The organism is Pontimicrobium sp. MEBiC06410, from assembly GCF_053601615.1.
Window position 1 is genome coordinate 20555 of record NZ_JBSHNT010000143.1, and the last position, 13906, is coordinate 34460.

14 protein-coding genes and 1 riboswitch are annotated in these 13906 nt (G+C 31.4%); of the genes, 10 read left to right on the forward strand and 4 right to left on the reverse strand.

The window, feature by feature from the left end:
* Positions 1-29 precede the first annotated feature (29 nt).
* From ACVC08_RS04765 to ACVC08_RS04775, 3 genes are all read left to right on the forward strand, one after another.
* Complete coding sequence (locus tag ACVC08_RS04765) at positions 30-1379, forward strand: hypothetical protein (RefSeq protein ID WP_452601189.1); 1350 nt, start codon at positions 30-32, stop codon at positions 1377-1379.
* A 166-nt stretch (positions 1380-1545) separates the two neighbouring features.
* The gene (dnaK, locus tag ACVC08_RS04770) at positions 1546-3453 is read left to right on the forward strand and encodes a molecular chaperone DnaK (RefSeq protein ID WP_452598094.1); all 1908 of its coding nucleotides are present in this window, start codon (positions 1546-1548) and stop codon (positions 3451-3453) included.
* A 126-nt stretch (positions 3454-3579) separates the two neighbouring features.
* The gene (locus tag ACVC08_RS04775; RefSeq protein ID WP_452598093.1) at positions 3580-4527 is read left to right on the forward strand and encodes an NAD(P)H-dependent flavin oxidoreductase; all 948 of its coding nucleotides are present in this window, start codon (positions 3580-3582) and stop codon (positions 4525-4527) included.
* Between the two features lie 81 nt (positions 4528-4608).
* Here the strand turns inward: ACVC08_RS04775 and ACVC08_RS04780 are convergent, their stop codons facing one another.
* Entirely contained in the window at positions 4609-6171 is a 1563-nt protein-coding gene (locus ACVC08_RS04780; protein ID WP_452601190.1) for a T9SS type A sorting domain-containing protein, read from the reverse strand.
* Between the two features lie 354 nt (positions 6172-6525).
* Here ACVC08_RS04780 and ACVC08_RS04785 point away from each other — a divergent pair, with 354 nt between their 5' ends.
* From ACVC08_RS04785 to ACVC08_RS04795, 3 genes are read left to right on the forward strand one after another with little or no spacing between them, the layout of a single operon-like run.
* Positions 6526-6849, forward strand: coding sequence for a cyclase family protein (locus ACVC08_RS04785; RefSeq protein ID WP_452601191.1), 324 nt, complete (start codon positions 6526-6528; stop codon positions 6847-6849).
* Positions 6818-7012 (forward strand): hypothetical protein, encoded by a 195-nt coding sequence (locus ACVC08_RS04790; protein ID WP_452601192.1) that lies wholly within the window; start codon positions 6818-6820, stop codon positions 7010-7012. Before ACVC08_RS04785 ends, ACVC08_RS04790 begins: the two co-directional genes overlap by 32 nt.
* Positions 7013-7023: 11 nt before the next feature.
* Entirely contained in the window at positions 7024-8268 is a 1245-nt protein-coding gene (locus ACVC08_RS04795; RefSeq protein WP_452601193.1) for a serine hydrolase domain-containing protein, read from the forward strand.
* 164 nt (positions 8269-8432) lie between these two features.
* Here the strand turns inward: ACVC08_RS04795 and ACVC08_RS04800 are convergent, their stop codons facing one another.
* Complete coding sequence (locus ACVC08_RS04800) at positions 8433-9392, reverse strand: hypothetical protein (RefSeq protein WP_452601194.1); 960 nt, start codon at positions 9390-9392, stop codon at positions 8433-8435.
* A 165-nt stretch (positions 9393-9557) separates the two neighbouring features.
* Between ACVC08_RS04800 and ACVC08_RS04805 the strand changes: the two genes are divergently transcribed.
* Complete coding sequence (locus tag ACVC08_RS04805; protein ID WP_452601195.1) at positions 9558-10310, forward strand: DUF5995 family protein; 753 nt, start codon at positions 9558-9560, stop codon at positions 10308-10310.
* 6 nt (positions 10311-10316) lie between these two features.
* Positions 10317-10446: riboswitch (cobalamin riboswitch) on the forward strand.
* Between the two features lie 85 nt (positions 10447-10531).
* Positions 10532-11023, forward strand: a complete 492-nt coding sequence (locus tag ACVC08_RS04810) for a PAS domain-containing protein (RefSeq protein ID WP_452601196.1) — start codon at positions 10532-10534, stop codon at positions 11021-11023.
* On the opposite strand, the gene ACVC08_RS04815 is transcribed toward ACVC08_RS04810, so the two are convergent.
* Together ACVC08_RS04815 and ACVC08_RS04820 are read right to left on the reverse strand one after the other, a co-directional pair.
* On the reverse strand, positions 11015-11587 hold the full coding sequence (locus ACVC08_RS04815; protein WP_452601197.1) for a GNAT family N-acetyltransferase: 573 nt from the start codon (positions 11585-11587) through the stop codon (positions 11015-11017). The two genes, ACVC08_RS04810 and ACVC08_RS04815, sit on opposite strands and share 9 nt — an antisense overlap.
* Positions 11588-11624: 37 nt before the next feature.
* On the reverse strand, positions 11625-12260 hold the full coding sequence (locus tag ACVC08_RS04820) for an alpha/beta hydrolase (RefSeq protein ID WP_452601198.1): 636 nt from the start codon (positions 12258-12260) through the stop codon (positions 11625-11627).
* Positions 12261-12316: 56 nt separating this feature from the next.
* Between ACVC08_RS04820 and ACVC08_RS04825 the strand changes: the two genes are divergently transcribed.
* Positions 12317-12739, forward strand: a complete 423-nt coding sequence (locus ACVC08_RS04825; RefSeq protein WP_452597685.1) for a PaaI family thioesterase — start codon at positions 12317-12319, stop codon at positions 12737-12739.
* A 3-nt stretch (positions 12740-12742) separates the two neighbouring features.
* Positions 12743-13876, forward strand: coding sequence for a chorismate-binding protein (locus ACVC08_RS04830; RefSeq protein ID WP_452601199.1), 1134 nt, complete (start codon positions 12743-12745; stop codon positions 13874-13876).
* Positions 13877-13906 lie beyond the last annotated feature (30 nt).

Sequence of the window (13906 nt, forward strand, 5' to 3'; positions counted from 1 at the left end):
ATTTGTGAAACACAACTTCCCATACAAATATGAAAAATGCAAGCTTACTGTTAATAAAAGCAGTACTTTTATTTAATTCTTTTGTGGTGTTCTCCCAAGTTGGTATAGGAACCACAACACCTGATGCTAGTTCAGCATTAGATATAGAATCTACAACTTCAGGATTATTAATTCCAAGGTTAACACAAGCACAACGAGATGCAATTACAACTCCAGCCACTGGATTATTAGTTTTTCAAACAAATAATACACCAGGGTTTTATTATTACGATGGCTCGGTATGGCAACCTTTTGGAGGTGCAGCTGATAGTGATTGGACCATTAGTGGTAATGATATGTATAATGCTAACTCAGGTAATATAGGTATTGGCACAACAAACCCAACAACTAAATTACATATAGAAAATACGAGTTCAGCCACTACAATTTTAAACCAAGATTTTGAGACAGCACTAGCACCACTAACTACAAGTGGAGATGCAAATTGGTTTACACAAACAACAAGCACAAATACAGGAACTCAGGCAGCAGAATCTGGTGATATTGCAGATAACCAAGAGTCAATTATGGAATACTCAGCAACAATACCTGCTAATGGAGCTACACTTAGTTTTTATTACGAGGTGAGTTCTGAAGCATCATTTGACTTTTTAGAATTTTCTGTAGATGGAACTGTTATAGACTCTTGGTCTGGTACAATACCATGGACAAATTATACTTATAATTTTGGAAGTGCAGGAACACATACATTACGTTGGAGGTATTTTAAAGATTCTTCTGCAGATGGCGGTAGCGATATTGCTAGAGTAGATGATATTACATTAATATCTAGTGGAGAAGCAGCCATAAGAATAATAGACGGAAACCAATCTTTAGGAAAAGTATTAACGAGTGATGCTAATGGTAATGGAAGATGGACAACATTAACAAGTAACGAAATTTCAGATATTCCAAATATTGCAACAATAGATACCATGGAAATCCCTATTTGCAATTCTAATTCGGTAGGATCTACAGGTACCTTTAACACCACTATAAAAGGTGTGGCTACTACAGTAACTTGGGAGGTGCTTCAGCAACAAACTACAGCTGGGCAAACAGCAACTATTAGTGGGCAAGATGTACTAGTAGCGCCTTTTTTGCCAGAGCGCTTACAAGTTAGGTATAGCTTTTCACCTAATTTACCTTTTAACCCAGGTGGAATTATTTTCTCTGCTAATAATAATAGTTCATTCCCAGACACCTTCAGTTTAAATTATGCAAGTAAATCTCAAGCAGCTATAGTTATGAATATAACAAGAACAGATACCTATGGAGATACTACAGCAAATTGTTGGGCAGGTCAATTCTATTTTGATATATTTATGACAGAAAATTAAATATTAGAATATCCCCGAATACTATAGAAAAGGTCTCATTTATATTGAAACCTTTTTTTTATTTTATGACATCGTGTCAGTTCTTTTTCGTTGGCACAATCATTGACTTATAGTAATCGTATTTAAAAATAATATTGAACACAAAAAAATAAAATTATATACTATTATGAGTAAAATTATAGGAATCGATTTAGGAACAACCAACTCTTGTGTTTCTGTAATGGAAGGTAACGAGCCAGTTGTAATTCCTAATGCAGAAGGTAAACGTACAACACCTTCAGTTATCGCTTTTGTTGAAGGCGGAGAAATAAAGGTTGGAGATCCTGCAAAAAGACAAGCAGTAACAAATCCAACAAAAACAGTTTATTCTATTAAACGTTTTATGGGTAATAAATATTCTGAATCTAAAAAAGAAGCAGAACGTGTACCTTATAAAGTAGTAAAAGGAGATAACGATACACCACGTGTAGATATAGATGGTCGTTTATATACACCACAAGAATTATCTGCTATGGTACTTCAAAAAATGAAAAAAACAGCTGAAGATTATTTAGGAACTTCAGTAGCAGAAGCAGTAATTACAGTACCAGCATACTTTAACGATGCTCAACGTCAAGCAACTAAAGAAGCAGGAGAAATAGCAGGATTAAAAGTTCGTCGTATTATTAACGAGCCTACAGCTGCGGCTTTAGCGTATGGATTAGACAAAAAAGGATCTGATCAAAAAATTGTAGTATTCGATTTTGGAGGTGGTACACATGATGTTTCTATCCTAGAATTAGGAGACGGAGTATTTGAAGTATTATCTACAGATGGAGATACACACTTAGGAGGAGATGACGTAGATGAAAAAATCATTAACTGGTTAGCAGATGAATTTAATGCAGAAGAAGGTATGGATTTACGTAAAGATCCTATGTCTTTACAGCGTTTAAAAGAAGCTGCAGAAAAAGCTAAGATTGAATTATCTTCTTCAGAGCAAACAGAAATAAACTTACCATATATTACAGCAACAGCAAGTGGACCAAAACACTTAGTACGCACATTAACAAGAGCTAAATTCGAGCAATTAATAGACGATTTAGTAAAAAGAACAATAGAGCCTTGCCAATCTGCATTAAAAGCAGCCGGATTATCTAAAAGCGATATTGATGAAGTAATATTAGTAGGTGGTTCTACACGTATCCCAGCGGTACAAAAAGCAGTAGAAGCATTCTTTGGAAAAGCACCAAGTAAAGGCGTTAACCCAGATGAGGTTGTATCTCTAGGAGCTGGAATACAAGGAGGTGTTTTAACAGGAGATGTTAAAGATGTATTATTATTAGATGTTACACCTTTATCTTTAGGAATTGAAACAATGGGTAACGTAATGACGAAGCTTATTGAAGCAAATACAACAATTCCAACTAAAAAATCTCAAGTATTCTCAACAGCAGCAGATAATCAACCATCTGTAGAAATCCATGTATTACAAGGAGAGCGTGCTATGGCAGGAGATAACAAAACAATTGGACGTTTCCACTTAGATGGTATTCCACCAGCACAAAGAGGAGTACCGCAAATTGAAGTAACTTTCGATATTGATGCTAACGGTATCATTAAAGTATCTGCTACAGATAAAGCAACAGGAAAATCACAAGACATTCGTATAGAAGCCTCTTCTGGTTTAACTGAAGACGAAATCCAGAAAATGAAAGCAGATGCAGAAGCAAATGCAGAAGCAGATGCAAAAGCAGCAGAAAATGCTAAGAAGTTAAATGAAGCAGATTCTATGATTTTCCAAACGGAAAAGCAATTAAAAGAATTTGGTGATAAATTATCTGATGATAAAAAGAAGCCAATTGAAGAAGCTTTAGAAGAACTTAAAAAAGCATTTGAAACTAAAGATTTAGCAGTTATCGACCCAGCATTAGAGAAAATAAATGAAGCTTGGAAAGTAGCTAGCGAAGAAATGTACAAAGCACAACAAGAAGCTCAAGGAGGAGCTCCAGGACCAGATGCTAATGCCGGAGCAGAACCAGCACAAGCAGAAGGAGACAATGTTGAAGATGTAGATTTTGAAGAAGTAAAATAAAAAATAAGTGTTTTCATATAAAAAACGCAATCATTAGTTTGATTGCGTTTTTTTGTGAAGCATAATTTTATTATGCTTGCATAGTAAAATTATAACTATATTTGTAAGACAAACGATTAAAAAACTATGAATACTAAGCTAACACAACTTCTAAATATTAAATATCCAATAATACAAGCTCCAATGTTTTTGGTATCTAACGTTGCTATGGTAACAGAAGCTATGAAAGGAGGTATTGCTGGTTGTATTCCTGCATTAAATTACAGAACTTTAGAAGAGTTAAGAGCAGCTATTAAAGAATTAAAAGCAAATAAAGTTGAAGGCGGTTCGTTTGGATTTAATTTAATTGTAAATAAATCAAACATAAAATATAAAGAGCAATTGCGAGTATTATGCGAAGAAGGTTGCGATTTTATTATTACCTCTTTAGGAAGCCCAGAAGAAACCATTAATCAAGCACATAAAGCAGGAATAAAAGTGTTTTGTGATGTTACAGACTTACGCTTTGCAAAAAAAGTAGAACAATTAGGAGCAGATGCAGCCATTGCTGTAAATAATGAAGCAGGAGGACATCGTGGTAACCTATCTCCAGAAGAATTAACAAATATGTTAAGCACTAGCTTAAATATTCCAGTAATATCTGCAGGAGGTGTTGGTTGTAGAGCAGATATAGATAAAATGCTTAGCTACGGAGCAGAAGGCGTATCTGTAGGAAGCCCATTTATAGCCTCTATAGAAGCAGGAGTAACAGAAGAGTACAAGCAAGCTTGTGTAGACTACGGAGCCAAAGATATAATCATGACAGAACGTATCTCTGGAACGCCATGTACAGTTATTAATACACCTTATGTACAGAAAATAGGAACCAAACAAACTTGGATAGAGAACCTATTAAATAAAAATAGAAAATTGAAGAAATGGGTGAAAATGATTCGCTTTTCCATAGGTATGAAAGCCACAGAAAAAGCAGCCAAAAAAGCCACTTATAAAACAGTTTGGGTAGCAGGGCCAAGTATAGAACATACTAAAGCTATTTTACCTGTAAAGGATATTGTTGAGAAGTTAGTTAATTAAACTATTAAAAACAGAATAAATATAAAGCCCAAATATTAAACTAATATTTGGGCTTTATTAATATAATTAATGAATGAGCTATTAATTTTTTATAAACTTTTTTGTTTCTATTATAGAGTCATTATTAAAGAATTTTATAATGTAAATACCCTTTTTTAATGCAGATACATTTAGTTTTTTACTATCAGATTTTAGTATCAAATCACCTCTCAGGCTATAAATATTTACACGATTAAAAGCGGTTGTTGCAGTTATATTAATAACATCTGTAGCTGGGTTGGGGTATATTTTAATAGTTGTATTATCTTTTATGGGCGTTGAGTTTAAAGCTAGTCTTCTTCTGTAAGTAACAGAAGTAGTTTTTACAGTAGAACAACCAGTATTTAAATTAGTTACTCTTACAGTATAAGGATAAGAACCTTCTTGACTTTTATAAACAGTAATTTGATTAGTAGTACTAATTACAGGAGTATTCGTCGATGTGCCTTCATACCATTGATAAGAGTAACTTCCATTTGGTAAACCAGTAACAGTCTTCGTTGCAGAAAAACCACCATTAATATCAATCCAGTTAATACCACCACTAAAACCATAAGTTGGCCCACTTACTATAACTCTCATTGTTCTAGATACCCATTGATTAGTAGGGCCAGAATTAAAAGAGTATTTAACACGATATTCTACAGGATCTCCATTTGGAGATGAAAAAGAAAAACCATCTTGAGCGTATAGTTGAGATACATTAATAGGAGAAAATGGCAAACCATATATAGTATGTGTAGACCAATTAGAAGTACTTCCATTAGTATTTACTCTATTAATTTGAATATAAGATCTAAGGTGGTGGTGAGTATCAACAGATTTAGAAGCATCTAAAATAACATCTTCACCATCGCAAATATTGATTCCAATATTAGTATTAGAATCCTGACCATTTAAAACCATAGACATATGAGTTTGTGCTAGAGTTCCACTCATACTAACATTATCTATATAAAAGTCTGCTTGTTTAGTACTTAAGTTGTTTGAGTTTAAATCTATATATGGAATAAATAATAGATACTTAAAGTTTTGAGTGGGTTGAAAGTTATAAGATTTATGATTCCAACCAGTATTAGCTATAAAATTTAAAGTTGGATTAACAAATTCCTTATGCCCAATGTTAGAAATAATATTGTTTGGATTATTATTAGAATTTGTTGGTAAAACATTACTGTTACTTATTTGCGTTCCTGTTGTGTTTGGAATTAAGTCATTTACTGCTATTACGTAGAAACGATTATAAGCTTTGCTAGACTTTAAGTCAAATTGTAAATTGTAATGCTCTCCGCCTTGCATAGGATAATACATAAAAAATGCTTGTCCAGTTCTTTTCCAATTAGACCCTCCTAAGTTTTCTAGTTTATGCCATGTATGAGCAAAATTAGTACCATCTGTAGCAGTTACATTTTGAAAACCATTAGACTTTATATTTGGACTAGTATTTCCATAGGCGTACCAATTTGGCCCTAATTGTTGTTGTGTAAATGCCGTGTGAAAAATGTTTGTGCTACCATTAACAGTTTCAAAACTTCCATTTTGTAGAAATTGAGCATTAATAAAATTAAAAAATAGTAAAAGAGTAATAACGAATGTGTTTTTCATGATAAATTATTTAAGGTTTAAATTATATATCAAAAGTATAGCTGTATAAAACTTGTCTTTAGATCAAATTTCCGAAATGCTCGATTCGCTTGGTAGAATGGCTTTATGGGTTTTTAAGTCTTAGCTAATAATTAATGCTTGAGGACAATTAGATAAAAAGTAGTAGGAAAAGTTTTCGCTCTACATAAGTAATTTTTTACAATAGGAATATAAAACTCAGTTTTCAATTTATATTCCTCAGTACAGTCAGGATTACAAATGTATTTACAAAAGCAATAATTCACTTTTCCTTTCTTGCTAATTATCTATTTTATTAAAATAAATGTTTAGGTTTGAATAATTTATTAGATAATAATGACAGAAATAATAGATTTAAGTCAAGAAATATACGAAGGTATGCCAGTATATAAAAGCTTACCACAAGTTAAAATGACTGTTCATAATACACATGAAGAATGGGATGGCGAAGAGAACTCTAAAACAGTAACACCAAGTGTTTATAAATTAGAATTAGGCGAACACACAGGCACTCATGTAGATGCTATAAATCATATGGCAAAACCCTACAAAGAACAATCTATAGATACTATGCCATTATCTATGTTTTATACCGAGGGGATTTGTCTAGATTTTTCCCATAAAAACAATGTCACCAGGTGTTCCAGGAGTATCAAATAAAAAAGTGCACCATATTTGTGGAGCCTTAGGCTTTACCCATTATGAAAACATGATAAATTTACACCTTTTAATAGGAAGAGGGCTGTTTCGTTTTATAGGATTACCTTTAAAAATTAGAGGCGGTACTGGGGCTCCAGTTAGAGCTGTAGCAATATTCGAATAACAAAAAATATAATGAGACATAATAAATTTAAACAACTAACATTAGTAGCTTTAATTGTTTCTAGTACCATTACAGCTCAAACAAAAACTTTAAAAATTACTAAACCAGAATTGGTAGGTATGTCTAGTGATAGTTTAGAAAAAATGAATACTCATTTCCATAGATTAGTAGACAAAAAGCAAATTGCAGGCATACAAACAGCAATTATAAAAGACAATAAATTAGTACATTTTAATACCTATGGTTATGCTAATATTGAAACTAAAAAGCCATTAGATAATGAAAGTATTTTTAGAATATTTTCTATGACTAAACCAATTGTTACCGTAGCATTAATGCAACTGTATGAAGAAGGAAAGTTTAAATTAAAAGACCCATTATATAAGTATTTGCCCATGTTTAAAACAATGTACGCCTATACAAATGGAGAAAAACAATTGGCTAAACGACCAATACTAGTTATAGATTTGTTGCGGCATACCTCAGGCTTTGGTTATGGTAGGGGAGATAATCAAGAGCTTAATGAACTGTATAGAAACTCAGGACTATGGAATGCAACAACTAACAAAGAGTTTGCAGAACAAGTGAGTAAATTACCCTTAACTTTCGAGCCAGGTACCGATTGGCATTATGGAGTATCAACAAATATATGTGGTTATTTAGTAGAAGTGTTATCAGGTAAATCTCTTGACAACTATTTAAAAGAATGTATTCTCAAGCCATTAGAGATGAACGATACCCACTTTCAATTGCCAAAAGAGAAGATTAAAAGGTTTACAGTAGGTTACCGTTGGACTAACGAAACACTAACCGTTTCTGAGACTGCTGAAAATAATAGATATGTAGAAGACGTAACACTATATAATGGAGGAGGCGGTTTAGTATCAACTACGCTAGATTATTTAAAATTTTGCGAAATGTTATTAAACAAAGGAAAGTATAAAGAAGAACGTGTTTTAAAAGAAGAAACAGTAGCCCTTTTATTTAAAGACCATATGGCAAATATAAGGCAATATCAAGAACGTTTTAGATTACCATTAGGCGAAGCTAGTTTTGGGTTAGGCTTTGCAATAAAAGGAGAGTATGGAGAACCTCTACAAAAAGTATACGGATGGGGTGGAGCAGTAGGAACCTATTTTAAAATAGATACAGAAAATAACTTAGCATACGTGTTAATGATTCAATTATCACCTTACAGACAGTTAGGTTTAAGACAACGGTTTCAAGACTATGTAAATGGAGCAATAATAGATTAATTAATACTATTACAAACATGTTTAAAATAGGATTTAATCACCCTATTTTTTTATTAATATTAGTAGGCTATTGCAATTAAAAGAAAGCTAAAAAAGACTATAAAAAGTGAAAGAATAGAATAAGCTTCGCAAATTCTGTATTTGCGAAGCTTATTTAAATTTATTTATCCAAATGGTGTTAAGTCTGGTTTTGCAGGTCTAACGGTGTTAAACAATCTTATAGTTTTTGAAGTTCTTACATGAAACGAATTTGTTGTTGGGCTTTGCTCGCAACCACTACCAGTCATTTCAATTTTAATATATTGATGAGTAGCTTGAGATAATAAGTTATTAAAAGTATTACGTAAATTTAAATACGGATACACAGAAGGATTTAGTGGACCAACACTTTGAGAAGATACAATATTACCTTGTGTATCTAACTCATAAGCCCAAAGTCTATATTCAAATATGTCACTAGATGGCGTCATATCAAAAGTAATATAATCGTTAGCGTAGAATTCATTAGAAGGTAAACTATTACCATTTTGAACAGATGTATTAGAAATACGATGTACTAAAAAAGCGGGTACAGCATAAGTACTATTTCTACCAATTGAAAAATTAGAAGTCGTACAAGTAAAAAGATTATTTTGACTATTTGCGTATGTAAGGTTTAAAACATAATCATTAGTTCCTGAAGTAGAAATCTGCGGAGATGAATAAACGAGTCGTGTTATTTGAGCAGAAGGACTTTGATTACTTAAATTCCCAGAAACAGTACTTGCTATTACGTTACCTTGAAAAGTAAGTTCTGCACTATAAAGATAAAAAGGTGCAGTATTAAATAAACCGCCAGTAACTGATATTACAGACATCTCACTTGCATACAATTGAATACCTTCATAACTACAAACATCCGTAGCACTAACTACAGCACCACAAGTGGACGAGCTTTTTGCTTCTAAATTTTTTGCTTCAAATTTAGATATTGTTTTATTTTCTTCTATACTTTCTATTTCTGAAATAGATGAAGATTCACAACTATTAAAGGCCGTAATGGTAAATAGTACAATAGCTATTTTTACAACTACATTATTTAATTTAGTTATTGGATAATTGATTAATAACAATAGGTTTTTCATAATAAAATTGATTTTAAAGTTTAAATCAAAATTATATTAGAGGTATAATGTTGTAAGCCCTTAACTTCTAAAAGGTGAATCTCAACTTCTGAAAATACTATTCTAGTATCATGTTTAATATTTTTTGTATTTTACTTATGTTATTAATTATAAAACCCCTCGTTATTGGAATCTATACAAACTATTGACCAAGTTATTATATATTTAGATGCTATCATTTTAAAATCTCAAGACGATAATAACCCGCTAGGATATTTTGCTACGCTATATAGAAAAGTCACTATAAAAGTAAAAGAAGGAATACAGAATAACATTTTTGATAATGGCCCTAGAATGGAACGATTAGATGTTATTTTTGCTAGTCGCTATCTAGAAGCATATTTTGCTTACGAAAAACAAGATCCCGTAACTAACTCTTGGCAAGAAGCGTTTAATTTATCTAATAATTATTGGCCTATAGTATTACAACACCTGTTAATAGGAATGAATGCTCATATTAATTTAGATTTAGGAATAGCAGCAGCTGAGGTTTCAAAAGGAGAAGATATAGAGCATTTAAAAGGCGACTTTAATAAAATAAATACAATCCTTTCTGCTTTAGTAATGGAAGTAGAAGACGATTTATCTAAGATTTGGCCTACATTAAAAAAGATATTAACGTGGACGCGTGATGTAGATGACTTCCTTATAGATTTTAGTATGGTTTTAGCTAGAAACGGAGCATGGAAATTTGCTGTGCAATTGGCCAATACACCAGAAGATAAAATAAAAGCAACTATAGCAGAAAGAGACCTTAAAATAGCAAAAAAAGGAAAACTTGTAACTAGCCCAGGAAAAATAGCAGGAATCATTCTTGGTATTATACGGTTGGGAGAACGCGGGAGTGTTTCGAAAAAAATTAAAGATTTAAAGAATTAAATACTTATTTTTGTATTAAATAAAGGTTGTTACAAACAATAAAAGGAATTGTGTTAAAATCGCAAGCTGTCGCGCAACTGTAATTAATAAGTAAATTATTATAAGCCAGATTACTTGCCTTTATTATTTTGCAATAATGCTTTCGCGATTTGAAGCTAATTGATAGTATGTAATCTATAAATACTATTTAAGTTTCATTAAAAGCAATTAAAATGAAACAAATGAGTAATAAAACACTACGAGGACCTTTAAAAAGCTGGGACATATACACACAAGCTATAGATAAGCAAGCAGAAGCATTTATACGAAATACAGAAATAGCCGTATTAAATGAATTTAAAGAACGGTACCATTGGAATCTTAATATTGAAGAGACTCTAAACAATACTACATTTGAGGCCATTATATTAACAAATATAGCTCAAGAGATAGAATGGGTAAATAAAGGTTTTATTAGCATGACAGGTTATCCGGTTAACTATGCAAAAGGAAAAAAACCTAGTTTTTTACAAGGACAAGATTCCTCAAAAGAAGTATTAAAGAAAATTAGAACCCATATTGCAGAAGAATTACATATTAAAGAACGTATTATTAACTATAGAAAAAATGGAGAAAAATATATATGCGATATAGAAATTTTTCCAGTAAAAGATGTTAATGGTAAATTAGCTCACTTATTAGCATTAGAAAAAGAAGTCTACACATTAACTTAAATCTTTAAAAACACTAGATTTAATAGTTGGCCATTCCTCTTTTAAAATGCCATAACAGCAAGTATTTCGTCTAAAACCGTCTTGCATAACAGTATTTTTACGAAGTATACCTTCAAGTATACCTCCAATTTTTTCAACAGCTCTTCTAGATTTATTGTTTCGCTCATCTATACGAAACTCTACCTTTTCAAAATTAAGTACTTCAAAAGCATATTGTAACATTAAAAATTTAATGTTTGTATTTAAACCACTACCTTGAAAAGACTTGCCTAACCAAGTCCATCCAATATGCAAAACCTTATTTTTATAATCCATAAGCCCAAAACGCGTACTACCAGCATAAGCTAACTTCTTTTTATCGTAAATAATAAATGGTAATACAGTCTTGTTATTAAAACCAGCAATGGCAGTTTCAACATAAGTTTTTAATTGGTTTGGAGAAGCAATTACACTAGGCGAGTAATAAATAAGATCTTTCTCTTTAGCAATGTCTACTAAATGAGTATAATTATCTACACTTAAAAGAGATAATTTTACTCTACTATTTTCTAAAGTTGGAGTCATAAAAAATGTTTTATAATACACGTATAATTATTATTATTTAACCTAAACTTGTAATAATACTATTATTAACCTCATGTGTGCCATCAAACGGAATAATAGTTACATTATTTTTAAATAAAGCATTAGCCCTTTCAGTTTCATAAGCAATACGTTCGGCATTAAGGTATTCATCTTTAGTACCATAAATTAAAGAAACATTTGTGTTTAAAAACTCAAAATCATCTGGCACTAATTCTTTAGGAATTCCTCCAGAATGTAAAATAAGTTGAGAACACTGTAACTGTCTTTTTGCAACATAACGCATGGCAACGCTAACACCTTGAGAATACCCTAGTATATTTAAATTTAAATGATTAGGTATGTTTTCAGTTTTTAAAATGGCATCAAAATACAACATAATATTTTCGGTTTCAGCTATTGTGTTTTCACGAGTTAGCCAACTTGCTCCAACATGCTTAAAAGCAGTACCTTGGTAATATAAACTTGGTGCTTGTGGTGCTATTATATAATTTTCATCTGGATTTAAATGCTTAAAATGTCTTAAAAAATAATAACTTAAATGTCCCATACCATGACAAACAAACCATACCGTTTTTGTATGTTCTGTAAGAGCGTTTAAAGTCGCATAAGGCTTTGTAGTATTATAAGATATTTCTTTTAGTGTAGTATTCATTTTAGGTTTAGCTTTTTGTATTTTCGCAGCGTAAAGTTCAATAAATATTTACTACTATGCAATTATCTAAAGCAGCCATTTTAGCAAAAGCAAATGCAATTTGTAAAAATACATTAATGGAAACCTTAAATATAGAGTTTATAGATTATGGTGACGATTTTGTTGTAGCTAGAATGCCTGTTAATTCTAGCGTTTATCAACCAGATGGAGTTTTGCATGGAGGAGCAACAGCAGCATTAGCAGAAAGTGTTGGTAGTTTTGCTTCCCATTTATTTTTAGATACTAAAAATACAATGGTTAGAGGTATAGAAATTACAGCAAACCATTTAAAAAGTGTTAAAGAAGGCTATGTATATGCTAAATCTACTTTTATACATAAAGGAAGAACAACACAATTATTAAATATTTCTATAACCGATGATAACAATAATTTAATATCTATTTGTAAGTTATCTACCATAACACTGCCAAAAAAGTAGGTTATGGATCAAGAACAATTTTTTAGTGCCATTACTACTCACTATACAAAAGCATTACCTTTTGTAGTATATAGAAAACCTAATACTATTTCTATAAAAGCTATGCTTCAAAATGATGATATAGTATATAAAACTGAAAACTTTAATGATAGCGGATTTATATTTGCTCCATTTAATTCAGAAAACGATACTATACTAATACCTGTAAAAAATTCCGAAGTTATTGAAGCAAAGTATATTTCTAATCCATTAGAAAGTAATATTTCTGAAATAATAACAGAAACAGAAACTAGTATAAATCCAGCAAAACTATTTCATATTAGTTTAGTAGACAATGCAATAAAAACAATAGTTGCAGACAATGCATTTAAAAAAGTTGTAATATCTAGAAAAGAAAAAGTAAAGACCTCAAAAACAGATGCTATTCAATTATTAAAGAAGCTTTTAAATAAATATAAAAAAGCATTTGTATATTGTTGGTATCACCCAAAAATAGGGCTTTGGCTTGGGGCAACTCCAGAAACATTATTAAAAGTACAAGGCAACCAGTTATCTACAATGGCTTTGGCAGGAACTCAACAATATAAAGGCACTACAGAGGTTATTTGGGGAAATAAAGAATCTATAGAGCAGAAACTAGTTACAGATTTTATAGTAGATAATATAACACCATTAGTAAAGCAGTTAAGTATAGGCAAGACAGAAACACTTAAAGCAGGTAACTTATTACATATAAAAACAGAACTGCGAGGCACTTTAGAAAAAGATAAAAAAAACTTAAAAGCGGTACTACTAGCATTACACCCAACACCAGCAGTTTGTGGAATGCCAAAAATTAAAGCCAAGCAATTTATTTTAGAGAACGAAAATTATAATCGTGAATTTTATACAGGTTTTTTAGGAGAGTTAAACCTTAAAGAAAATATAACACGAAATGCTAATAGGAGAAATGTAGAAAATAACGCCTACAATACTTTAAAAACAGTTACAAACCTTTTTGTAAACTTACGTTGCATGAAATATACAGATACTGAAGTTACAGTATATGTGGGTGGTGGTATAACCAAAGATTCTATTCCAGAAAAAGAATGGGAAGAAACAGTGAATAAAACACTAACTGTAAAAACTATTTTATAATATTTCGTATTTTTGTAAGATACCAACTAA

Bases quoted from the DNA above. Each gene is read 5' to 3' on its own strand.
- ACVC08_RS04765 (WP_452601189.1), top strand. From the start codon at position 30: ATGAAAAATGCAAGCTTACTGTTAATAAAAGCAGTACTTTTATTTAAT.
- dnaK (WP_452598094.1), top strand. From the start codon at position 1,546: ATGAGTAAAATTATAGGAATCGATTTAGGAACAACCAACTCTTGTGTT.
- ACVC08_RS04775 (WP_452598093.1), top strand. From the start codon at position 3,580: ATGAATACTAAGCTAACACAACTTCTAAATATTAAATATCCAATAATA.
- ACVC08_RS04780 (WP_452601190.1), bottom strand. From the start codon at position 6,171: ATGAAAAACACATTCGTTATTACTCTTTTACTATTTTTTAATTTTATT.
- ACVC08_RS04785 (WP_452601191.1), top strand. From the start codon at position 6,526: ATGACAGAAATAATAGATTTAAGTCAAGAAATATACGAAGGTATGCCA.
- ACVC08_RS04790 (WP_452601192.1), top strand. From the start codon at position 6,818: ATGTCACCAGGTGTTCCAGGAGTATCAAATAAAAAAGTGCACCATATT.
- ACVC08_RS04795 (WP_452601193.1), top strand. From the start codon at position 7,024: ATGAGACATAATAAATTTAAACAACTAACATTAGTAGCTTTAATTGTT.
- ACVC08_RS04800 (WP_452601194.1), bottom strand. From the start codon at position 9,392: ATGAAAAACCTATTGTTATTAATCAATTATCCAATAACTAAATTAAAT.
- ACVC08_RS04810 (WP_452601196.1), top strand. From the start codon at position 10,532: ATGAGTAATAAAACACTACGAGGACCTTTAAAAAGCTGGGACATATAC.
- ACVC08_RS04815 (WP_452601197.1), bottom strand. From the start codon at position 11,587: ATGACTCCAACTTTAGAAAATAGTAGAGTAAAATTATCTCTTTTAAGT.
- ACVC08_RS04820 (WP_452601198.1), bottom strand. From the start codon at position 12,260: ATGAATACTACACTAAAAGAAATATCTTATAATACTACAAAGCCTTAT.
- ACVC08_RS04825 (WP_452597685.1), top strand. From the start codon at position 12,317: ATGCAATTATCTAAAGCAGCCATTTTAGCAAAAGCAAATGCAATTTGT.
- ACVC08_RS04830 (WP_452601199.1), top strand. From the start codon at position 12,743: ATGGATCAAGAACAATTTTTTAGTGCCATTACTACTCACTATACAAAA.